The 20,970-nt window shown below is 73.1% G+C and carries 17 protein-coding genes; 10 read left to right on the top strand and 7 right to left on the bottom strand.

The window, feature by feature from the left end; genetic code table 11:
• Nucleotides 1-6: 6 nt before the first annotated feature.
• Nucleotides 7-981, bottom strand: coding sequence for an esterase family protein (locus OOK31_RS02355; RefSeq protein WP_267011805.1), 975 nt, complete (start codon nt 979-981; stop codon nt 7-9).
• 636 nt (nt 982-1,617) lie between these two features.
• Between OOK31_RS02355 and OOK31_RS02350 the strand changes: the two genes are divergently transcribed.
• From OOK31_RS02350 to OOK31_RS02340, 3 genes are read left to right on the top strand one after another with little or no spacing between them, the layout of a single operon-like run.
• Entirely contained in the window at nt 1,618-2,499 is an 882-nt protein-coding gene (locus tag OOK31_RS02350; protein WP_267010621.1) for an alkaline phosphatase family protein, read from the top strand.
• 2 nt (nt 2,500-2,501) lie between these two features.
• Nucleotides 2,502-3,764, top strand: coding sequence for an MFS transporter (locus OOK31_RS02345; RefSeq protein ID WP_267010620.1), 1,263 nt, complete (start codon nt 2,502-2,504; stop codon nt 3,762-3,764).
• A gap of 30 nt (nt 3,765-3,794) precedes the next feature.
• Nucleotides 3,795-4,823, top strand: coding sequence for a hypothetical protein (locus tag OOK31_RS02340; protein ID WP_267010619.1), 1,029 nt, complete (start codon nt 3,795-3,797; stop codon nt 4,821-4,823).
• 60 nt (nt 4,824-4,883) lie between these two features.
• On the opposite strand, the gene OOK31_RS02335 is transcribed toward OOK31_RS02340, so the two are convergent.
• Nucleotides 4,884-5,570, bottom strand: coding sequence for a GNAT family N-acetyltransferase (locus OOK31_RS02335; RefSeq protein WP_267010618.1), 687 nt, complete (start codon nt 5,568-5,570; stop codon nt 4,884-4,886).
• 140 nt (nt 5,571-5,710) lie between these two features.
• Here OOK31_RS02335 and OOK31_RS02330 point away from each other — a divergent pair, with 140 nt between their 5' ends.
• The 4 genes from OOK31_RS02330 to OOK31_RS02315 all read left to right on the top strand — a co-directional run bounded on the left by OOK31_RS02330 (nt 5,711) and on the right by OOK31_RS02315 (nt 9,181).
• A complete protein-coding gene (locus OOK31_RS02330; RefSeq protein ID WP_267010617.1) occupies nt 5,711-6,517 on the top strand; it encodes an alpha/beta fold hydrolase in 807 nt (268 codons plus the stop codon).
• 116 nt (nt 6,518-6,633) lie between these two features.
• Entirely contained in the window at nt 6,634-7,917 is a 1,284-nt protein-coding gene (locus OOK31_RS02325; RefSeq protein ID WP_267010616.1) for an MFS transporter, read from the top strand.
• A gap of 12 nt (nt 7,918-7,929) precedes the next feature.
• Entirely contained in the window at nt 7,930-8,490 is a 561-nt protein-coding gene (locus OOK31_RS02320) for a hypothetical protein (protein WP_267010615.1), read from the top strand.
• Nucleotide 8,491: 1 nt separating this feature from the next.
• Nucleotides 8,492-9,181 carry a (2Fe-2S)-binding protein gene (locus tag OOK31_RS02315; RefSeq protein WP_267010614.1) on the top strand — a complete coding sequence of 230 codons (690 nt, stop codon included), beginning with the start codon at nt 8,492-8,494 and terminating at the stop codon, nt 9,179-9,181.
• A gap of 70 nt (nt 9,182-9,251) precedes the next feature.
• Here OOK31_RS02315 and OOK31_RS02310 read toward each other — a convergent pair whose 3' ends face one another.
• Nucleotides 9,252-11,018, bottom strand: coding sequence for a S8 family serine peptidase (locus OOK31_RS02310; protein WP_267010613.1), 1,767 nt, complete (start codon nt 11,016-11,018; stop codon nt 9,252-9,254).
• 797 nt (nt 11,019-11,815) lie between these two features.
• Nucleotides 11,816-13,228, bottom strand: a complete 1,413-nt coding sequence (locus OOK31_RS02305) for a cation:dicarboxylase symporter family transporter (protein ID WP_267010612.1) — start codon at nt 13,226-13,228, stop codon at nt 11,816-11,818.
• Nucleotides 13,229-13,332: 104 nt separating this feature from the next.
• On the opposite strand from OOK31_RS02305, the gene OOK31_RS02300 reads away from it, so the two are divergent.
• Together OOK31_RS02300 and OOK31_RS02295 are read left to right on the top strand one after the other, a co-directional pair.
• Nucleotides 13,333-14,946: a sensor histidine kinase gene (locus tag OOK31_RS02300; RefSeq protein WP_267010611.1), complete on the top strand. Its 1,614-nt coding sequence runs from the start codon at nt 13,333-13,335 to the stop codon at nt 14,944-14,946.
• A complete protein-coding gene (locus OOK31_RS02295; RefSeq protein WP_267010610.1) occupies nt 14,943-15,647 on the top strand; it encodes a response regulator in 705 nt (234 codons plus the stop codon). Before OOK31_RS02300 ends, OOK31_RS02295 begins: the two co-directional genes overlap by 4 nt.
• On the opposite strand, the gene OOK31_RS02290 is transcribed toward OOK31_RS02295, so the two are convergent.
• Complete coding sequence (locus OOK31_RS02290) at nt 15,602-16,450, bottom strand: tyrosinase family protein (protein ID WP_267010609.1); 849 nt, start codon at nt 16,448-16,450, stop codon at nt 15,602-15,604. The two genes, OOK31_RS02295 and OOK31_RS02290, sit on opposite strands and share 46 nt — an antisense overlap.
• Nucleotides 16,447-16,842, bottom strand: a complete 396-nt coding sequence (locus tag OOK31_RS02285; protein WP_267010608.1) for a tyrosinase family oxidase copper chaperone — start codon at nt 16,840-16,842, stop codon at nt 16,447-16,449. Before OOK31_RS02285 ends, OOK31_RS02290 begins: the two co-directional genes overlap by 4 nt.
• Before the next feature lie 275 nt (nt 16,843-17,117).
• Between OOK31_RS02285 and OOK31_RS02280 the strand changes: the two genes are divergently transcribed.
• Nucleotides 17,118-18,509 carry a glutamate decarboxylase gene (locus OOK31_RS02280; RefSeq protein ID WP_267010607.1) on the top strand — a complete coding sequence of 464 codons (1,392 nt, stop codon included), beginning with the start codon at nt 17,118-17,120 and terminating at the stop codon, nt 18,507-18,509.
• 7 nt (nt 18,510-18,516) lie between these two features.
• Here the strand turns inward: OOK31_RS02280 and OOK31_RS02275 are convergent, their stop codons facing one another.
• Nucleotides 18,517-20,961, bottom strand: coding sequence for a DEAD/DEAH box helicase (locus OOK31_RS02275; protein ID WP_267010606.1), 2,445 nt, complete (start codon nt 20,959-20,961; stop codon nt 18,517-18,519).
• Nucleotides 20,962-20,970 lie beyond the last annotated feature (9 nt).

Here is a 20,970-nt window from a genome sequence, read left to right as displayed (position 1 = left end):
GGGCCGCTACTCCACGGGGCCTTCCATGACCTTGCTGATGAACTGGATCGGGCCCTCGCCCATGTTCGGCACGTAGGTCTTGGCGTTGTGCTGGCCGCCCGGGATCACTCTCAGGCTCGTGTGGATCGGGCCCTTGGTGAAGTTCTGGACGAACTTCTGCACGTCCGGGAGCGTCTTCTTGTTGTTCTCGTTGTCCCCGACCTGGAAGGCGAGGTAGACCTCGGGGCCCTTCTTGTCGATGAGCTGCTTGGCGAGCAGCTCCGGGTTGTTCTCGGCCTTCTCCTTGTCGTGGCCCTTCCACAGGGAGGAGTCCGGGACGATGTCGGGGCCGGAGGCGATGACGGCCTTGAACTTGTCCGGGTGCTTGAGCACGGCCTTCAGGCCGGCGAAGCCGCCCGTGGAGGAGCCCATGAAGGCCCAGCCGTCACGGGACTTGACGGTGCGGAAGTTCTCCCGCATCAGGTCCGGGACGTCCTCGGTCAGCCAGGTGCCCATCTTGGGCTGGTCCGGGATGTCGGATCCGTCCCAGTAGATGCCCTTGTCGTCCGGCGCGGGGTTCAGCACGGGCATCGCCAGGATGAAGGGCTTGCTCTTGCCCTCGGCGTACCACTTGCTGATGCTGCTCTGGAGGCCGAGGTCGGTGCCCATCCAGTAGTTGTTCGGGAAGCCCGCGCCGCCGGGCAGGGCGATCATGACCGGGAAGCCGCTCTTGGCGAACTTGGGGTCGTTGTACTCCTTGGGCGCCCACACCCAGACCTTGCCGGTGAAGCCGGACTTCTTGCCGGTCACGGTGGTGACGGCGACGTGCGTGCCGTCGCCCAGGGTCGTCGAGTTCTTGAAGTCGGCCTGCGGACCCGTCGGCATCGACATCTTCGAGTTCGCCGCGGGCTTGGCCGCCTCGCCCTTCTTGCCGCCGGGGGTCTGGCCGAAGGACACGGCCTTGCCCTTGTCGGTGAAGGGGGGTATCTCGAAGTGGTTCATCACGAGCGCCGCGGCGCCCGCGAGTGCCAGGACGACGCCACCGCCGATGAGCCAGCGCTTGAGCTTCGACTTGCGTCGCGGCTCTTCCTCGTACGGCTCGTACTGGTCGTACTGCGGCTGCTCGAAGCGGGGCTGCTGCTGCGTGGCCTGCTGCCCGTACTGCGGCTGCCCGTACGGCTGGCGGCCCTGCTGCGGCGGCTGCCCGTAAGGGGGTCGGCCGCCCGGGGCCTGCGGCGGCGGGGGCGGCTGGCCCTGGGGGGCGTACGGCGGCTGGCCCTGCTGGCGGCCCTGCTGCTGGCCGTAGGGAGGCTGCTGCGGGTACTGCCCTTCCGGCCGGGACGGCGGCTGGTACTGCCCGTTGGGTGAGTTGGACATCTGCGGTGGCTCTCCGGCTGTTGCTGCCCCGCTCGGGGGGAGGACTGCTTCCGTTCGAATGATGAACGAAACTACCCGGGGGTTCCGCATTTTTCCTTCTCTTGGCCTTTCTCTGGTGATGCCATTACCCATCACCGGCACGGCCTGCGGAGTTCCCGTTCTGTTAGCCGAGTATCCCTGGCCCATGCACATGCCCCTGGGTATGGTGCGTCCGCGCCGCCCCCAGAGCCCCCCCGCCCGGAGGTACCCCCCGTGTTTGGCATGCCCACCTCATGGAATCGCCGTAAGGCCGCCCTCGCCACCGCCTTCGGTTTCACCGTCGCCGGCACGGCCCTGTGGGCCGGCCTCGGAGCCGCCCAGCCCGCGCACGCGGCCGGCCTGCCCGCACCCGACCACGTCGTCGTCGTGGTCTTCGAGAACCACGCCTACAGCCAGGTCATCGGCAGCTCCAGCGCCCCCTACCTCAACTCCCTCAAGGCCGGTGGCGCCAACCTCACCAAGTCCTACGGCATCACCCACCCCAGCCAGCCGAACTACCTCCAGCTCTTCTCCGGCTCCCACCAGGGAGTCACCGGCGACAGCTGCTACACCCCCGGATTCAGCTCCGCGCCGAACCTGGCCTCCGAGCTGATCGCCGCGGGCAAGAGCTGGGCCAGCTACAACGAGACCCTCCCCAGCCAGGGCTCCACCACCTGCTCCAGCGGCAAGTACGCCCGCAAGCACAACCCCTGGTTCGCCTTCTCCAACGTGCCCACCAGCACCGCGAAGACCATGACCCAGTTCCCGACGGACTTCACCACCCTGCCCAAGGTGTCCTTCGTCGTCCCGAACCTCTGCAACGACATGCACGACTGCTCGGTCGGCACCGGTGACACCTGGCTGAAGAACAACCTCAAGGCCTACGCGGACTGGGCCAAGACCCACAACAGCCTGCTCGTCGTCACCTTCGACGAGGACAACCGGCTCGCCGGCAACCAGATCCCGACCGTGTTCTACGGCCAGCCCGTCACGCCCGGAAGCACCACGTCCACCACCTACAACCACTACGACGTGCTGCGCACCCTGGAGGGCCTGGCCGGGCTGACCAGCCACGCCGGGAACGCCGCCACCGCCAAGGACATCACGGGGATCTGGGCTTCCTGACCATGTACGTCGCGGACAGTCGCGGTAACCCCGCGCCCGGCGGGCCCCCCGAGCCGCAGGCCGCCGCCCCGGGCACCCGCCCGGGGCGGCGCGCCGCCCTCGCCCCCACGGTGCTCGCCCTCGGCACGGTCAGCCTGATCACCGACATCTCCTCCGAGATGGTCACGGCCGTGCTCCCCCTCTACCTCGTCGCCGGCCTCGGCCTCTCCCCGCTCGGCTTCGGCCTGCTCGACGGCGTCTACAACGGCGTCAGCGCCCTCGTCCGGCTCACCGGAGGCCACCTCGGCGACCGCTTCGGCCGCCACAAGGCCCTCGCCGGCATCGGCTACGGCCTCTCCGCCCTGTGCAAACCCCTCCTGCTGCTGGCGCACACCCTCCCCGCCATCGGCGCCGTCCTCGCCCTCGACCGCACCGGCAAGGGCCTGCGCACCGCCCCCCGCGACGCGCTGATCTCCCTCGCCGCCGCCCCCGAGGACCGGGGCCGGGCCTTCGGCGTGCACCGGGCCATGGACACCGCCGGCGCGCTGATCGGCCCGCTCCTCGCCTTCGTCATCCTGCGCGGGGCCGCCGACGGGTACGACGCCGTCTTCACCGTCAGCGCCTGCGTCGCCGCGCTCGGCGTCCTCGTCCTCCTCCTCTTCGTCCCGGGCCGGCGGACCGTGCCCTCCGCCGCCGCGGAACCGGTCTCCCTGAAGGCCTCCCTCGGCCTGCTGCGCCGCCGGGACCTGCGCCGGACCAGCCTGTGCGCCCTGCTGCTGGGCCTGTGCACCGTCAGCGACGCCTTCGTCTTCCTGCTGCTCCAGCGCGCCACCGGCATCGCCGACCGCTGGTTCGCACTGCTCCCGCTGGGCACGGCCGCCGCGTTCTTCCTGCTGGCCCTTCCGCTCGGCCGGCTCGCCGACCGCATCGGACGCCGCCGCGTCTTCCTCGGCGGCCACCTCGGCCTGCTCGCCGTGTACGGGCTGCTCCTCACCGGCGGCCACCATCCGGCACTGCCCTACGTGGTGCTCCTGCTGCACGGCGCCTTCTACGCCGCCACCGACGGCGTGCTCATGGCCGAGGCCGCCGGAGCCGTCCCCGAGGAGCACCGCGGCGGCGGGCTCGCACTCGTCCAGACCGGCCAGGCGCTCGCCCGGTTCGCCGCCTCCCTCGGCTTCGGCGCCGCCTGGACCGTGTGGGGCGCCCGCCCCGCGCTCGCCGTGGCCGCCGTACTCCTCGCCCTGGCCGTCGCCGGCTGCGTCCGGCTGCGCCCGGACGAGGCCTGATCCCCGCGAAGAGAAGGACCCGAAGCCCCCATGACCCTCCAGCGCCGCATCCTGATCCTGGCCACCGCCGTCGTGCTCCTCGCGGCCGTCGGGGTCTTCGCCGTCCTGCGGGCCTCCTCGCGCGCCGACGAGAAGAACCAGGCACAGCCCGGCGGCCCGCGCATCACCCCCGGCCAGGTCTCGCTGGGCCCGGGCGACGGCGGCCCGCGGATCGTCTTCCGCAACATGGCCTGGGGCCCGCACCGCGACGAACTCGCCACCGCCCCCGCCGACGGACCCGAGGGCGCCCGTACCGCCTCCGGGGTGAGCTGCCTGCGCTTCCACTCCGCCGCCGGCACCGGGATCTGCCTCCAGGCGGACAAGGGCGCCGTCGGCGAGAGCTACCGGGCCGTCGTCCTCGACGCCCACCTCAAGGAGGTCTCCGCGCGCCCGCTCGCCGGGATCCCCACCCGCGCCAGGGTCTCGCCCGGCGGGCACCTCGCCGCCTGGACGGTCTTCGTCGGCGGGGACTCGTACGCCGGGACGAACTTCTCCACCCGGACCTCGCTGCTCGACCTGCGCACCGGCCGGTACGACGCCTCCCTGGAGGACTTCACCGTCCGCAAGGACGGCAAGGAGTACCGCAACGCCGACGTGAACTTCTGGGGGGTCACCTTCGCCGCCGACGAGAAGACCTTCTACGCGACCCTCGCCACCGGCGGCCAGACCTACCTGGTCAGGGGCGACCTCGCCGAACGCACGGTGACCACGCTGCGCGAGAACCTGGAATGCCCCTCCCTCTCGCCCGACGGGACCCGCCTGGTCTTCAAGAAGCGGGTGCCCGGACTGTCGGCCGACGCGCCGTGGCGGCTCCACGTCCTCGACCTCGCCACGATGCGCGAGACCCCGCTCGCGGAGGAGCGCAGCGTGGACGACCAGGTGGTGTGGGTGGACGACCGGACGGTCGTCTACTCGCTGCCCGGGGACTTCGGCGCGGACCTGTGGTCCCTGCCCGCCGACGGCAGCGGCGCCCCGGCCCGCTTCATGACCTCGGCCCTCGCCCCCGCCTTCCTCGGCTGAGGGCCGGGGAAGGCGGGGCCGGTACGGGCCGGTCAGGCGGGACGGGGCGCAGCAGGACCGTTACGCCGGGATCAGCGTCTTGCGCCGCCGCTTGCGGGGCGCGGCCCCGGAGAGCCGCAGCTCGATGACGGAGCGCACGGTGGGCCACTCCTCGTCGAGCACCGAGTAGAAGGCCGTACTGCGCACCGCGCCGTCGAGCCCCCGCGAATGGGCCCGGCGGACCCCCTCGCAGGTGAAGCCGAGACGTTCCATCGCGGCGCGGGAGCGGCCGTTGCGGGCGTCGGCGCGCAGCGAGATACGGCGTACGCCCCAGGTCTCGAAGGCGTGGCGGAGCATGAGCAGCTTCGCCTCCGTGTTGATGCCGGTGCCCTGGGCGCTCGGGGACAGCCAGGTGTTCCCGATCTCGGCGGCGTCGGGGACGGCGGTCGCCGGATCGCCGAAGGGGACCCCCGGCACGGCGGGCCACACCAGCGGACCTTGCCAGTAGTCCAGATCCAGGAACCGGGTCGAACCGACGACCCGCCCATCGATGGCTCTGACGACGGCGAACGCTAGCGATCGACCCGCCGCCTGATCGGCGACGGCGCGGTCGATGTACTCGTGGGACGCCTGCAGCCCGTGCGGCACGGGAGTGAAGGCGTAAGTCGTACGATCCTCGGCCCCGGCCACGGCCAGGGCCTCGGTGTGGTGGGGGGCGAGGGGCTCGAGCCGCACGGAGCGGCCGGCGAGGAGTACGGGTACGGGCACGGAGCCTTCGGTCCTTCTGGGCGGTGGGGTGGTTGCACAGTCTGCGCTCCTGACGTCACCCCCCGCGCAAAACGCGGGTGAAAGGCAACGGGCTGTCAGGTGAACGCGAGTGGCTCAATGTAACTCCTTAAAGTGCTCTCATGAACCCCCAATTCGGCAATGACGCGGATACGTTTTTCGATGACTTCGGTCCCCGTGACGGGACTCCCGTCATCCTGATCCACGGACACCCGTTCAACCACTCGATGTGGGCTCCCCAGGCGGCCGCCCTGGCCGCCGCCGGCTACCGGGTGATCACCCCTGACCTGCGGGGATACGGCCGGAACCCGGCCGTGGAGGACAAGACCCCGCTCGGCGTCTTCGCGGATGACGTGGCCGCTCTGCTGGAGCGCCTGGGCATCGAACAGGCGGTCGTCGGTGGTGTGTCCATGGGCGGGCAGATCGCGCTGGAGGTCAGGTTGCGCCACCCGGGTCTGGTACGGGCCCTCGTCCTCTCCGACACCTCCCCGGTCCCGGAGACACCGGAGGGCGTCGCCTTCCGCCTGGAGGTCGCCGAGCGGCTCCTCGCGCAGGGCATGGCGCCCTACGCCGAAGAGGTGATCGACAAGATGCTCGCCCCCTACAACGTCACCGGGCAGCCCGAGGCGGCCGCAAGGGTGAGCGCCATGATGAAGGCCACCGACCCCCGCGGGGCGGCCGCCGCCCTGCGCGGGCGGGCCGAGCGCCCCGACTACCGGCCCGTGCTGAGCGCGCTGCCCGCCTCCGTGCCCTGCCTGGTGCTCGTCGGCGCCGACGACGTCTACACCCCCGTCGCGGAGGCCGAGGCCATGTGCGCGCTGGCGGCGCACGCGAAGCTCACCGTGATCGAGGGGGCCGGGCACCTGCCGGGCGTCGAGCGGCCCGAGGCCTTCAACCGGTCGCTGCTGGAGTTCCTCGGCTCCCTCTGAGCCGTCGGGGCGGTCCGGGCCATCCGAGGACGGGTGTCCGGGCCGCCAAGTGGTCCGTCCGATCCGCCGCCGATTGGACCAGGGGAGCGGGCCACCCCGGTGATCCCATGGACCGCGTGACGACACGGTTCCTTCCCCCGCCCGGAGCGCCGCGCCGACTGGCCGCCGCACAACTGAGCAACTCCGTCGGCGACGGGGCGTACTACGTGTGCTCCGCGCTCTACTTCAGCCGGGTGGCCGGCCTCTCGCCCGCACAGATCGGGCTCGGCCTGACCCTGGCCTGGGCCGTCGGGTCCGTCGCCGGGGTCCCGCTCGGGGCGCTCGCCGACCGGCGGGGCCCGCGCGGCGCCTCGGTGCTGCTGGCGCTCGCCACCGCCGCGTCGGTGGCCTCGCTCCTGTTCGTCCGGTCCTACGGCGCCTTCCTGTGCGCCGTCGTCCTCTACGCCGTGTCCCAGTGCGGGCTGGCCGCCGCCCGGCAGTCGCTGCTCGCCGGGCTGGTCGCCCCCGGGGAGCGGACCGGGGTACTGGCCCACCTGCAGGCCACGCTCAACGCCGGACTGGCGCTCGGCGCGGCCCTCGGCGGGCTGGCCCTGGGCGCCGGCACCGAGCGGGCGTACCTGGTGGTCCTCGCCCTGGACGCGGTGGGCTTCCTGGTCTGCGCCGCCCTGCTGCGGGGGCTGCCCGTCGTGGCGCCGGCCCCGGGCCGGACGGCGGGGGAGCCGCGGCTCGCGGTCCTGCGCGACCGGCCGTACGCGCTGGTGACCCTGCTGAACGCCGTCCTGCTGCTGCGGATGCCGCTGCTGAGCCTGGCCCTGCCGCTGTGGGTGGTCCAGCGCACGGCGGCTCCCGGGTGGCTGGTGTCGGCGCTGTTCGTCCTCAACACCCTCGCCGTGACCCTGTTCCAGGTGCGGCTGGCCCGGCCGGTGCGGGACCTGGAGAGTGCCGGGCGGGCGCTGCGGGTGTCCGGGCTGGTGACGGCCCTGTCCTGCGCCGTGTTCGCGGCCGCCGCGCTGCCCGGCTCCGGGTGGGCCGCCGCCGCGCTGCTGCTGGTGGGGGCCCTGCTGCTGTCCGACGGGGAGATGCGGCAGTCGGCCGGGTCCTGGCAGATCGGCTTCGCGCTGGCCCCCGCCGGGCGGACGGGCCAGTACCAGGGCTTCTTCGGGACGGGGGTGCCCCTCGCCCGCACCCTGGGACCGGCGCTGCTGACGGCGCTGCTCCTGCTGTGGGGCGTCCCCGGGTGGCTGCTGCTGGGCGGGCTCCTGCTCGCGGCCTCGTACGCGATGGGCCCGGCGGTGCGCCGGGCCCGCTCCACGGCCGGTACGGGGCGGGCGCCCGACGGGGGGAGCGGCCTGGCCGCCGGCGACCTGGCACCGCGGGCGGGCGCCGGGCCGGCCGCCTGAGATCATCCTCGGATGGAATTCGTCAGGGAACTCGCCCGCCTCGCCGCCACCGGCCGCTTCGGGGCCTTCCACGCCGGCGTCCACCTGAGCGAGGTGGTGGCCGCCTACGGAGAGCCCGAGTGGAGCGGGCGCGTGGACCGGGAGGAGCGCTGGCCCCACTGGTTCGGCTACGGCGGTCTCCAGCCCGTCTTCTGCCGCTGCCGCCGGCTGGACGCCCTGTATGTACCGGCCCGGCACGAGGAACTGACCCTCCCGGGCCCCGGCCGGGGAGAATCCCGCTCCGCGTCCCTGCCGGTCACGGGGACGCAGCTCACCGCGGCGCTGGAGGAGGCCGGGGCCACCTTCCGGACGCGGTGGAGCGAGGACGCGCCCGACGAACTGCCCGACCAGTGGACCCTGTACGCCGAGCCCGCCCCGCACACGGTCGTGACCTTCACCTTCTGGAACCGCGACCCCGAGGAGGGCACGCCCAAGGAGGACTGGCCCCTCTACCAGGCGGGCCTGTCGGGGTCGGACCATACCGAGTGCCCGGAGCCCGACCGGAGCCTGCCCGACGACGGATACGGAGCCTGACATGGAACCCGGGATGGGTGACGTACTGCGCCGGCTGGCCTCCGTAGGGCCGTTCTTCGCCGTGCCCCACGGCGCGGAGCCGCCCGGACCGGGCTTCCGGCCGCTGAGCGAGCTCTACGGGGAGCACCTCACCCCCTACGTCGCCGAGGTGGGGCGGCGCATCGGCAGCGGGCCGGACCGGGTCGCCGCCTCGACCGCGCAGTTCGGGATCGCCTCGCGGCTGTGGTCGCTCGGCCTCGGCTGCGCGGCCCTCGCCGGCCGGATCCCCGACCTGGCCCCCGACCGGCTCCACTGGCGGATGCCCGAGGCCGCCTCGCTGGAGCTGTGGCTGCCCGCACCGGCCGCCACGCTGCCCGCCGAGGCGCTCGGGGAGAGCGTCCTGAAGAACCTGGCCCTGCTGGAGGCCCCGCTGCGCGAGGGGTTCGGCGTCTCCGCGAAGGTGCTGCGGGGCAACGCCGCCTCCGGGCTCGTCGGCGCCCTGCGCGTCCTGCTCGACCGGGTCCCGGGGGAGAAGGCCGTGGAACTGGCGGGCGCGCTGCTCGCCGACGGCGGGGCCCTCGCCGGGACCGGCACCTTCATCCACGAGGAAGGGCTCGGGGTGGCCTTCGTACGGCGCAGCTGCTGCCTCTACTACCGGGTGCCCGGCGGCGGGCTCTGCGGGGACTGCGTCCTGCGCACCCGGGGTACCTGAGAACGGACGGGGGCCATCGGGGAACAGGCGAGCTGTTCCCCGATGGCCCCGACGGCTCCGCGGGTCCCGACTAGAAGGTCAGGTTCCAGGAGTCGATCTTGCCGGTGTCGCCGCCCGCGTTGTCGTTCACGCGCAGCTTCCAGGTGCCGTTCGCCACCTCGGAGGAGGCGTTGACCGTGTAGGTCTGGCTGATGTTGTCGGCGCTGCCGCCGGCCCGGTTGTGGACCGTGTACACGGTGCCGTCCGGGGCGATCAGGTCGACCTTGAGGTCACCGGTGTAGGTGTGCACGATGTTCACGCCGACCTTCAGCGTGGCCGGCGCGTTGCCGGTCACCCCGCTGACGGCGATCGGGCTCTCGACGGTCGTGTTGTCGCCGATGGCGAAGTCGCCGAGGTTCTCGAAGTACTTGCCCGCGGGCGGGGTGCTGCCACCGACCGCCTTCAGGGCGTCGACCTGGCCCTCACCGAAGAACGCGTTGTTCGCCGCGGTCCCGGTGCAGCGGCCGTCGGCCGGGCAGGGGATGTCGTTGGCCTGGGTGGCCAGCTTGTCGCGCAGCTGCGCCGGGGTGATGCCCGGGTTGGCGCTGGCGAGGAGCGCCGCGACGCCCGCCACGTGCGGGGTGGCCATCGACGTACCGCTCTTGGAGCCGTACTTGCCGCCCGGGAGGGTGGAGTAGATGTCGCTGCCGGGCGCCGCCACGTCGATGACGCCCTGGCCGAAGTTGGAGAACGAGGCCTTCGTGACACCGGTGCCGTTCGCCGCGACCGTGACCACGCCCGGGAGCTCGGTCGGGATGTCGAGGCAGGCGTTGGTGATGGTGCGGGTGACCGGGGTCGAGTCGTTCGGGCTCGCCGAGTCGGTCGTCTTGTGCGCGAGGTCGTAGTTCTCGTTGCCCGCCGCGGCGACCTGGAGCGAGCCCTTGCCCTCGGCGTACTCCTGGGCGCGCTTGACGCCCTCGATGATGGTGGCCTGGTCGATGTTGTCCGGGCAGTTGAACTGCCACGGGTCCGTGTAGTAGCTGTTGTTGGTGACCTTGAAGCCGTGGTCACCGGCCCACACGAAACCGCAGATGGTGTTCTCGGCGAAGAAGAACGAGTTGCCCGGCTCGGCGACGCGCACGGCCGAGATCTTCACGCCCGGGGCCACGCCGATGACGCCCTTGCCGTTCTTGGCGGCTGCGATGGTGCCCGCCACGTGGGTGCCGTGGGTGTCCACGTCCCGCCAGGCACCCGTGCGGGTGTCGGGCTTGCCGTAGGCGCAGGAGACGGAGTCCGCCGCGTTGAAGTTCGGTGCCAGGTCCTGGTGCTGGTCGTCCACACCGGTGTCGAGGACGCCGACCTTCACGGAGGCGGAGCCGGGGGTGACGGCCCAGGCCTGGTCCGCCTTGATCTGGCTGATGTCCGCGCGGACCGGCTCGCCGGCCGGGGTGGTGGACTGCGCCGGGTTGGCGGGCAGCGCCGGGTTGTAGGCGTCGGCCGGGACGTCCGAGGTACGGGTCGCCCCGACCCCCTGGACGCCGCTCACGCCGCGCATCGTGGTGGCGAAGGTGCCCGAGGAGGAGTGGGCGACGATCACGCCGATCTGGTCGAAGGACGAGAAGACCGTGCCGCCGTTGGCGGTGACGGCCGAGCGCACGGCCGAGCTGTCACCGGGCGTGGTGAGGACGAGGTAGGCACGGGTGCCGGCAGCCCAGGTCGCACTCTGGGAAGCCGGGGCCGCAGCCTTGGGGGCCGCCGCCGCGGGAGCGGAGGGGGCCGAGGGGGAGACGGGAGCGGTGCCGGCGAGCGCGGCGGGAGCTCCGAAGGTGAGGGCGGCGCCGAGAGCGGCGGCCAGCACCAGGGCACGTCGGGGTCGGCTGGATATGTGGGGTATCAATGCGTCCTCCGATGACCCGGTGGTGCTGGTGGCACCTACCGGGTCGTACGAAACGAGTGGTGGACGCAAGATGTCAGACGTCCAGCCCCGTAGGGAAGTACCTTTTGGTGCAGCCCGGTTATTGGCCGCATGGCTGAAAAGAGACGGTGGGGAGCGGGTGTCGGGCGTTGTGCCGGGTTCGCCGGACTTGCCCGCCCCCGACACCCGGCCGCGGGCCCGGGCTCAGCGTTTGACGCGGCCGCGCACCGCCGGCACCGCGAGACCGGGGAGCAGCGCTTCGGCGAGCCGCGCCCCGGTGAGCCGCACCGACGGCGGACCCGTCCTCGGGCAGCCCTCGGAGCGTCATCACCACGACGGTCGCGGCCACCGACAGCAGCAGCCCGGCGCTCGCCGCCTCGATGGCGACGGGCGATCCGAACGTGGCGGCGGACAGGTCGAGTTCGCGCGCGCGGACCACGGGCCCAGGGCGGGGGTGGCCGGGAAGGAGGCGTGGCCGAACTGTGCGTCGCGGTGGAGGGCGGCGCCGGCGAACCAGGCCCCGCCGTCGTCCCGGGAGGACTCGGCCGTCCCGAACCGGGGCCGCCCGGTGTCCGGCTCCCGTACCGCGCCGAGGAGTTGACCGAGCAGCTCCTCCGCGAAGGAACGCCGGCCCCGCACGGGCGGTTCCGGCGTTCCTTGCGGTCGTGGTGCGCGGGCCGGCCGGTCTGGGCACCGTGGGGGCGAACCCTGGCCGGCCGGCCCGCGCGGGGGTGCTCCGGCTAGGCCGGGACCCCGTCCTTGGCGCCGGCCGGCGGGTCCGCCGCCTGGCCGGCCGTGGGGCTCGGCGACGGGCCGGGGACACCGGCGGCCGCGGCCCCGGCTCCGGCCGGCTCCGCCGCGTGCCCGTCGTCCACCAGCGTGCTCTCGTCGAACGGGAGCCGTCCGGCGAGCACCTCCCCGGCCCGCTCGCGGTCGAACTCCTTCGTCCACGTGCCGATCAGGACCGTGGCGACCGCGTTGCCCGCGAAGTTCGTCAGGGCCCGCGCCTCGCTCATGAACCGGTCGATGCCCACGATCAGGCCGACCCCGTCGACCAGCTCGGGCCGGTGCGTCTGGAGTCCCCCGGCGAGGGTGGCCAGACCCGCCCCGGTGACCCCGGCGGCGCCCTTCGAGGCCACGATCATGAAGAGCAGCAGCGAGATCTGCTCGCCCAGCGCGAGGGGTTTGCCCATGGCCTCCGCGACGAACAGGGAGGACATCGTCAGGTAGATGGCGGTGCCGTCCAGGTTGAAGGAGTAGCCGGTCGGCACGGTGATCCCGGTGACCGGACGGGACACCCCGAGGTGCTCCATCTTGGCGATCAGCCGCGGCAGCGCCGACTCCGAGGAGGAGGTCGACAGGATCAGCAGGAACTCCCGGCCCAGGTAGCGCAGCAGCGAGAACACGCTGATCCCCGTGCACAGCCGCAGCAGCGTGCCCAGCACGACGAAGACGAAGAGCAGGCAGGTCGTGTAGAAGCCGATCATGATGACGGCCAGGGACTTCAGGGCGTCGATGCCGGTCGCGCCGACCACTGCCGCGATCGCCCCGAACGCACCCACCGGAGCCGCCCACATGATCATCGCGAGCACCCGGAACACCAGCTTCTGCACGTGCCCGATCCCGCGCAGCACCGGCTCGCCCGCCGCCCCCATGGCCTGGAGCGCGAACCCGCACAGCAGCGCCACCAGCAGGGTCTGGAGCACCTGGCCCCCGGTGAAGGCCGACACCAGCGTGGTCGGGATGATCCCGAGCAGGAACTCCGGGGTGCTCTGCGCCCCGCCCGCCTTGGCCTGCGCCTCGCCCGCGTGGCGCGCCGCCTCCGTCAGGTGCAGTCCGCTGCCGGGCTCCAGCAGGTTGCCGACCAGCAGGCCGATGGCCAGGGCCACCGTGGACATCACCATGAAGTAGCCGAGGGCCAGCCCGCCCACCGCGCCGACCTTGGCGGCCTTGCGGACCGAGCCGATGCCCAGCACGATCGTGCAGAAGATCACCGGGGAGATCATCATCTTGATGAGGTTGACGAAGCCGGTCCCGAGCGGCTTGAGCTCGACGGCCACGCCGGGCGCGGCGAAGCCCACGACGATGCCGAGCAGCACCGCGGCGATCACCGCGATGTAGAGATAGTGGGTTCTGTCGTGCCTGGCGGCCACGTCGCCTCCTGGTGGTGAATGCGTTCCGGGAGACCATCGCCCACCCTGTGACCCCGGTCACCCTTGCGTTCATTGAGTTCACGGCCCGGTGCACACTGAGCGCCATGTTCCGCTTCCCCAGGTCGCCCCGCAGCCTCGCCGGCCAGCTCTTCGCCATGCAGGTCCTGCTGGTCGCCCTCGTCGTGGCCGGCTGCGCCGTCTTCGCGTACGCGACCGCCCGGGACCAGGCCGAGGAGGCCGCCCGGCGCCAGGCCCGGGCCGTGGCGCACGCCGTCGCCGACTCGCCGTCCGTCCGCGAGGCCGTACGGGCGGCCGCGCGGGGGAGCGCGCCCCGGGACCCCTCGGCCGTCCTCCAGCCCTACGCCGAGCGGGTCCGCGCCGACTCGGGCGTGGACTTCGTGACGATCATGGCCCCCGACGGGCGGCGCTGGACCCACCCCGACCCGCGCCGCATCGGCGAGCTCTACATGGGCAACACCGCCCGCGCCCTGCGCGGGGAGACCTTCGGCGAGACCTACACCGGCACCCTCGGCCCCTCCCTGCGCGTGATCACCCCGCTCACCGAGGAGGACGGCCGGATCGTCGGCCTGGTCAGCGCCGGGATCACCGTCCGCGCGATCAGCGACCGGATGGCGGCGCAGCTCTCCGCCCTGGCCTGGGTGGCGGCCGGCGCACTGGCCCTGGGCGGGGTGGGTACGTACGTGGTGAACGCCCGGCTGCGCCGCCACACCCACGGCATGAACGCCGCCGAGCTGAGCCGGATGTACGACTACCACCAGGCGGCCCTGCACGGGGTCCGGGAGGGGCTGCTGATGCTCGACGGCCACCGCAGGATCACCCTCGTCAACGACGCGGGCCGCGAACTGCTTGGCCTGCGGGGGGAGATCACCGGCGCGGGCGTCGCCGACCTCGGGCTGCCCGCCCCGCTGACCGGGGCCCTGCTCGCGGACCGGCCCCGGGTGGACGAGGTGCACCTCACCGCCGAGCGGGTGCTCGTCGTCAACAGTTCACCCGTCGCGGGAGGCGGCCGCCGGGGCACCGTCATCACCCTGCGCGACCACACCGAACTCCAGGGCCTGGCAGGCGAGTTGGATCACGAACGCGGTTTCACCCAGGCCCTGCGCTCGCAGGCCCACGAGGCGGCCAACCGGCTGCACACGGTGGTCTCCCTCATCGAACTGGGCCGCTGCGAGGAGGCGGTGGAGTTCGCCACCGCCGAACTGGAGCTGGCGCAGGCGCTGACCGACGAGGTGGTCACCGCCGTGGGCGAGCCGGTGCTCGTCGCCCTCCTGCTCGGCAAGGCCGCGCAGGCGCACGAGCGGGGCATCGAGCTGGTGGTGGACCCCGGCGGCGGGGCGATCGACGGCGGGCCGGGGCTGCCGCCCGCCCGGGACCTCGTCACCGTGCTCGGCAACCTCGTCGACAACGCCCTCGACGCCCTCACCGGCGTCCCCGGCGGCCGGGTCCGAGTGAGCGTCCGCCGGGACCCCGGGGAGCTGCTGCTGCGGGTCGCGGACAACGGCCCCGGGCTCCCGGAGGGCGTGGACGTGTTCCGGCGCGGCTGGTCCGGCAAGGGGGAGGACAGGGGGCTCGGCCTTGCCCTGGTCCGCCAGGTGGCGCAGCGCCACGGCGGCGACGTGGCCGCGGCCCGGCCTGCGCACGGCGGCGCCGAGTTCACCGTACGGCTGCCGCTCGCGCGGCCGGGCGGAGCGGCGTGAGCGCCCCCGAGGTACGGGTGCTGGTGGTCGAGGACGACCCCGTCGCCGCCGACGCGCACGCCCTCTACGTCGGCCGGGTGCCCGGCTTCACCGCCGTGGCCGCCGTCCACTCCCTCGCCGAGGCCACCCGGGTGCTGGAGCGGACCCGGGTCGACCTGCTGCTGCTCGACCTCACCCTGCCCGACGGCCACGGGCTGCGCTTCGCACGCGGACTGCGCGCCGCCGGGCACCCCGTCGACGTGATCGCGGTGACCTCCGCGCGGGACCTGGCGGTGGTCCGCGAGAGCGTCTCCCTGGGCGTCGTGCAGTACGTACTGAAGCCCTTCGCCTTCCCCACCCTGCGCGAACGGCTCCTGCGCTACGCCGAGTTCCGCGCGACGGCGGGCGAGGCGGCCGGCCAGGACGACGTGGACCGGGCGCTCGCCGCACTGCGCGCGCCCGGTCCTGCGGAACTCCCCAAAGGGCTCAGCGCCCCGACCCTGGACAGGGTCGCGGCGCTGCTGCGGGCGGCGCCCGAAGGGCTGACCTCCGCAGGGGCGGCCGTGGCGGCCGGGATCTCGCGGATCACCGCCCGCCGGTACCTGGAACACCTGGTGGACACCGGCCGCGCGGACCGCACTCCGCGCTACGGGCAGGTCGGCCGCCCCGAGCTGCACTACCGCTGGCTGGGGGCGGCCGCCGGCTCGGTGTCGAAGGTGTAGAACTTGCGGTGGTCCAGCATGTCGGCCGGGGTCACGTCGTTCCACGGGCGCATCGTGTCGCGCAGGTCGACCACGTTCGCGGTGCCTGCGGCCGGCAGGTACGTGGACTGCGGGTGCAGCGCCTGCCAGTCGGCCCACAGCTTGTCGATGTAGGCGTGGTGCATCCAGAACACCGGGTCGTTGGGCGAGACGCCGGTGGCCATCTGGCCGCCGACCCACACGTGCACCCGGTTGTGCAGGTTGGCCCCGCGCCAGCCCTCCAGGTTGTTGCGGAAGCCGTTCGAGGAGCTGTTCCAGGGGGCCATGTCGTAGACCGGCATGGCGAGTACGGCGTCGACCTCGGCCTTGGTGGGCAGCTGGGCCACGCCCTCGCCGAGGGCGCGGCGCAGGTAGGAGCGCCCGTCGACCCGTACGCTCACCTCCCACTTGCCCGTCGCGTACGCGAAGGGGCCGTCGAGGACCTGCCCGTCGCGGGCCCGGCCGGTGCCGCCGAGGAAGTCGGCGGCCCAGAGGGAGGAGCGGGTGGTGCGGTCGGCGGTCCAGTCCCAGTACGGGATCGAGACGTTCTTGTCCACCGCCTGAAGAGCCGCCTCGAACTCGAGCAGAAAGCGGCGGTGCCAGGGGAGGAAGGAGGGGGAGCGGTGGCCCACCCGGTCGCCCGAGTCGGTGTCGCTCATGATGAAGCCGTTGTGGGTGGTGACGAAGCGGTCGTAGCGACCGGTGCGCTTCAGTTCGAGGAGCGCGTTGGTGAAGGCGCGCTTCTCCTCGGGGGTCAGCGCGGCCTGGTTCTTGCGGACGGTCATGCCGTGCCACCCATCTGCATCGGGGCAAGCTGCGAGCCCTGGAGCTCGCGCACGGCGGCGCGGGCCAGCGACGCGGGGTCCGCGAAGGTTTCGTAGTGGTTGACCACGCTGATCCAGGTGCCGTCGGCGTTGCGCATCACGTGCAGTTCGCGGCCGTCGATGCGGACGGTGGGCATTCCTGCGCCGCCGTGGTGGCCACCGTGGTGGCCGCCTCCGGTGGCGGGGGCTATCTGGATGCGTCGGCCCTGGTACACCTCGTCGACCGTGCCGGCCGGGGTGGTGGCCGCGCGGGAGTCGGTGGCGGCTGCGTGCGCGGTGGCGCCTGCGATGCCGAGGACGGTGAGTGCGCCGGCAGTGGTGCCCAAGGCCTGCCTGCGGGTGATCTTGTTCATGGCCGAAGAACTATCAGGGCCATGACAGGAGTTGACCGCTATCCGGACATCGGCGGATAAGTTGTGCGTAGAACGAATTGGATGATCTTCCCGTCCGGACCGGCTCCAGTGGCCCGGACGGGAAGATCTGCATCAAAAATACTACCCGACAGTAAGTTTTTCGGTGAATCGGGGGTCGTATGGACGGGGTCACACCGCAGAGTCGGCCGGAAGCTGTGTGTCACCTGAGGTCGTCGGAGCCGGGATTGTAATGATCTGGCTCGTATAGTCCCGATATGGCTCTTCATGAGACGAAGGACGCGCACGCCCGGGACGCCGACACGGACGTGTTCGCGTCCGCCCTCAGTGGCGAGATCCTCCCCAAGTACCGGATCCCCGAGGACCACTCACCCTCCGAGGTGGTCTACTCGCTCCTGCACAACGAGCTCCTCCTCGACGGCAACGCCGCCCAGAACCTGGCCACCTTCTGCACCACCTGGTCGGACGACGGCGTGCACCGTCTGATGAACGAGTGCCTCGACAAGAACATGATCGACAAGGACGAGTACCCGCAGACCGCCGAGATCGAGTCCCGCTGCGTCAACATCCTCGCCGACCTCTGGAACGCCCCGCCCGGCACCGCCGGCGCCGGCTGCTCCACCACCGGCTCCAGCGAGGCCGCCATGCTCGGCGGACTCGCCCTCAAATGGCGCTGGCGCGAACGCCGCCGCGCCGAGGGCCGGCCGACCGACCGCCCCAACCTCGTCTGCGGTCCCGTCCAGATCTGCTGGGAGAAGTTCGGCCGCTACTTCGACGTCGAGATCCGCCAGGTCCCCCTGGAACCCGGCGCCACCGGACTGCGCCCCCACCAGCTCGCCATGCACGTCGACGAGAACACCATCGGGGTCGTCGCCATCCTCGGCGTCACCTACACCTGCGACTACGAGCCCGTCGCCGAGATCGCCGCCGCCCTCGACCGGATCCAGGCCGAGCACGGCTGGGACATCCCGGTCCACGTGGACGCCGCCAGCGGGGGCTTCGTCGCCCCCTTCCTCCACCCCGAGGTGGTCTGGGACTTCCGCCTGCCGCGCGTGGCCTCCGTCAACACCTCCGGCCACAAGTACGGGCTCGCGCCGCTCGGCGTCGGCTGGATCGTCTGGCGCACCGCCGACCTGCTCCCCGCCGACCTCGTCTTCAACGTGGACTACCTCGGCGGCGACATGCCCACCTTCGCCCTGAACTTCTCCCGCCCCGGCGGCGAGGTCATCGCCCAGTACTACCTGTTCCTGCGCCTGGGCCGGGGCGGCTACCGGCGCGTCCAGCAGGCCTGCGCCGACACCGCCCAGTACCTCGCCCGGGAGATCGCCGCCCTCGGCCCCTTCACCCTGCTCTACGGCGGGCAGGGCGCCCTGCCCGCCGTCTCCTACACGCTCACCGACCCGGCCGGAGCGGGCTTCAGCCTCTACGACCTCTCCGACCGGCTGCGCATGCGCGGCTGGCAGGTGCCCTCGTACCCGCTGCCCGCCGACCGGCAGGACACCGTCATCCAGCGCGTCCTGGTCCGGCACGGAGTGACCCGCGACCAGATCGCCCTGCTCGTCGCCGACCTGCGCCGGGCCGTCGACCACCTCACCGCCACCCCGCAGCCCGTCCCCGCCGCCGAACCCCGGTCGGGCTTCCACCACTGACAGCGGATCAGCGCGACGCCGACCAGCGCATCCCCAGCTCCGACAGGGCCGCCACCCGCTCCGGGGCCAAGGCGGACGCCCGGGAGCGCTGGTTGGCGATCCACGCACCGAGCCGCAGCTCCTGACCGCCGACCGGCTCCACATGCGTACGCGGCACCCGCAGATGCCCCTCACGGGCGTGGAAGCGACGGGCCGCCTCCAGGTGCCCCGCCCAGGCGGCGGCATGGCTGCGGCGCGGCGCCGGCCGCTCCGCCTCCGTCGCCGGGGCGAGCCCCAGCGCGTGCTCCAGCAGCCACCGCTGCGCCCACGCCAGCCGCTCCCAGCCGAGGCGCTGCGTGCGCACCCACATCCCCAGGTCCTCGCCCTGCACCAGCACCTCGCCCGGCGCCCGCGGCAGCCGGCCGCCCGCGTCCAGGTGCACCCGCGTCAGGTGGAAGGCCCGCTGCCAGCCGATGTCCCACGCCGGGCACCAGGACGGGTCGATCTCCTCCAGGGCCTCCCGCCGCTCGCGGGCCAGCGCGCCCGGCCCCTCCCGGCGGGCGGCGGCCCGGTTGTTCTTCATCCACACCCCGACCGGGGCCCCGTGCCAGCTCGCCTCCACCGGCGGCAGCAGGTGCCCGTGCTCCGCCGCCCAGACGCGGGCCGCCGCGAGCCCCTCCTCGAAGGCCACGTCGAAATGGCTCCACACCATGCCGAGTTCGTCGAGCTCCATGGTCCGCTCCCGGCCCAGCGCCCCCCTGCGGTACGTACGCCGCGCGTCGGCGATCCACTGGCCCAGCGGGAAACCCGCCAGGCCGGCCGGCCACTCCTCGCCCGTCGCGGGAACCTTGTAGCCGAAGGGCACCTTGAGGTCGCCGGCCGTCGCGGCGTAGATCCGGGCCGCCTCCGCCCCGCGCCGCCACTGCGCGTGCTCCGGATTGAGCACCCGCAGCCGGATGAAGGCCGCCAGCAGGGCGGGGTCACGGGGCGTGGAGAAACTCAGCAACGCGCGGGCGTCCGGCCCCGGACCCATGCCCGTCCCCGGGCGGCCCGCCGGGCCCGCCGCCGCGTGGCTCGGAGCCTGCGGCTGCGCCAGGGCCTCCACGAGCCGGGAGTCGTGGGCCCGCAGCGCCTCCAGCAGCCGCGCGAGGTCCCCGTACGCCCGGGAGGTCAGCATCGTGTCGGGGGTCTCGCCCGGCCCCAGCAGCACCGGCACCACCAGCGAGGCCACCTTGCCCTCGCCGGGCCGGATCCGCAGCGCCCGGCCCACCGCCTGCACCAGGTCCGGCATGGAACCGCGTACGTCGGCCCAGAAGACGGAGTCGCACTCCTTGGTGTCCACCCCCTCGCCCAGCACCCGCACACTGCCGAGGAAGGCCTTGTCCGCGACCCGGTCCGCGGCGAAGGCGTCCAGCACCCGCCGCCGGTGGGCCGCCGTGTGCTGCCCGCACAGCCAGTCCGCCCACACGGTGCGCGGATACGGCGGCAGCGGGTCCCGGCTGGTCAGCCGCAGCCGCGCCGCCACGGCGGGCAGCCCCGCCGCGAACGCCTCGGCCTCCCGGGTCAGGTGATGGAACACCAGCGTCCGCCGGAAGCCCTGGTCGGCGGCCGCCTTCACCAGCGCCGCCTGGAGCGCGGCGAGCCGGATACCGCGCACCCGGTCCGAGCGCCCGTCCGCGCCCAGCAGCAGCGCCGCGCGGAAGCCGGGGTCGCTGACGTCCACGCACACCACCCGGTACGGGGCGCAGATCCCCCGGTCGATGGCCTCGGACAGCGCCAGCGTGTAGCAGCGGGCACCGAAAGGGCCTTGCGGATCGTCCTCCATGGAGGCCACCAGCTCACCCCCGGACCCCGTGGCCCCGCCCTCCTGAGCCTGCGCCTCCTCCTCGGGCTCCTCGCCGTCCCGCCACACCCGGGGGGTCGCCGTCATGTACAGCCGCCGCACGGACGGGATCCGCGTGTTGTCGTGGACCACCGCCCAGGGCTTGCCGATCCGCCCCGACGTGCGGTGCGCCTCGTCGACCACGACCAGGTCCCAGGACGGCAGCCCCGCCAGGTGCGCGCGCTCGATGGTGCCGAGCCCGAGGGAGGCGTACGTGGCGAACACGGTCACCCGCTCGAGCGGCCGGGCGCCCCAGCGGGCCAGTTCACCCGGATCGGTGGTGGTCGGCACCCCCGCGTCCTCACCGCGCAGCGAGCACACCGCGACGGCCCGCCCGGTGCGCCCGCCCTCCCGCCACGCCGCCACGCTCTGCACGAGCAGGTCGAGGGACGGGACGAGGACCAGCACCCGGCCGGCCCGCAGCTCCTCCGAGGAGCGCACGGCGACCAGGGACTTCCCCGACCCGGTCGCCATGATCACCTGGGTCCGCAGGCCCCGCTCCGGTACCCGGCCCGTGGCGGGTACCTGGAGTGCGCGGACGACGGCGTCGACCGCCTCGCGCTGGTGGGGGCGCAGCTCCCGCTTCGGCATCCCGCGCAC

This window comes from Streptomyces sp. NBC_00249 (assembly GCF_026342355.1).
GTDB lineage: Bacteria > Actinomycetota > Actinomycetes > Streptomycetales > Streptomycetaceae > Streptomyces.
Note: the sequence above shows the minus strand (reverse complement) of the source record. Positions and strands in the feature narration are given on the sequence as shown.

What these genes read in the sequence shown, in the direction of transcription:
- OOK31_RS02330 (WP_267010617.1), top strand. Translation starts at nt 5,711, where the DNA reads ATGAACCCCCAATTCGGCAATGACGCGGATACGTTTTTCGATGACTTC.
- OOK31_RS02275 (WP_267010606.1), bottom strand. Translation starts at nt 20,961, where the DNA reads ATGCCGAAGCGGGAGCTGCGCCCCCACCAGCGCGAGGCGGTCGACGCC.
- OOK31_RS02355 (WP_267011805.1), bottom strand. Translation starts at nt 981, where the DNA reads ATGAACCACTTCGAGATACCCCCCTTCACCGACAAGGGCAAGGCCGTG.
- OOK31_RS02350 (WP_267010621.1), top strand. Translation starts at nt 1,618, where the DNA reads ATGCCCACCTCATGGAATCGCCGTAAGGCCGCCCTCGCCACCGCCTTC.
- OOK31_RS02280 (WP_267010607.1), top strand. Translation starts at nt 17,118, where the DNA reads ATGGCTCTTCATGAGACGAAGGACGCGCACGCCCGGGACGCCGACACG.
- OOK31_RS02300 (WP_267010611.1), top strand. Translation starts at nt 13,333, where the DNA reads ATGTTCCGCTTCCCCAGGTCGCCCCGCAGCCTCGCCGGCCAGCTCTTC.
- OOK31_RS02345 (WP_267010620.1), top strand. Translation starts at nt 2,502, where the DNA reads ATGTACGTCGCGGACAGTCGCGGTAACCCCGCGCCCGGCGGGCCCCCC.
- OOK31_RS02285 (WP_267010608.1), bottom strand. Translation starts at nt 16,842, where the DNA reads ATGAACAAGATCACCCGCAGGCAGGCCTTGGGCACCACTGCCGGCGCA.
- OOK31_RS02315 (WP_267010614.1), top strand. Translation starts at nt 8,492, where the DNA reads ATGGAACCCGGGATGGGTGACGTACTGCGCCGGCTGGCCTCCGTAGGG.
- OOK31_RS02290 (WP_267010609.1), bottom strand. Translation starts at nt 16,450, where the DNA reads ATGACCGTCCGCAAGAACCAGGCCGCGCTGACCCCCGAGGAGAAGCGC.
- OOK31_RS02320 (WP_267010615.1), top strand. Translation starts at nt 7,930, where the DNA reads ATGGAATTCGTCAGGGAACTCGCCCGCCTCGCCGCCACCGGCCGCTTC.
- OOK31_RS02340 (WP_267010619.1), top strand. Translation starts at nt 3,795, where the DNA reads ATGACCCTCCAGCGCCGCATCCTGATCCTGGCCACCGCCGTCGTGCTC.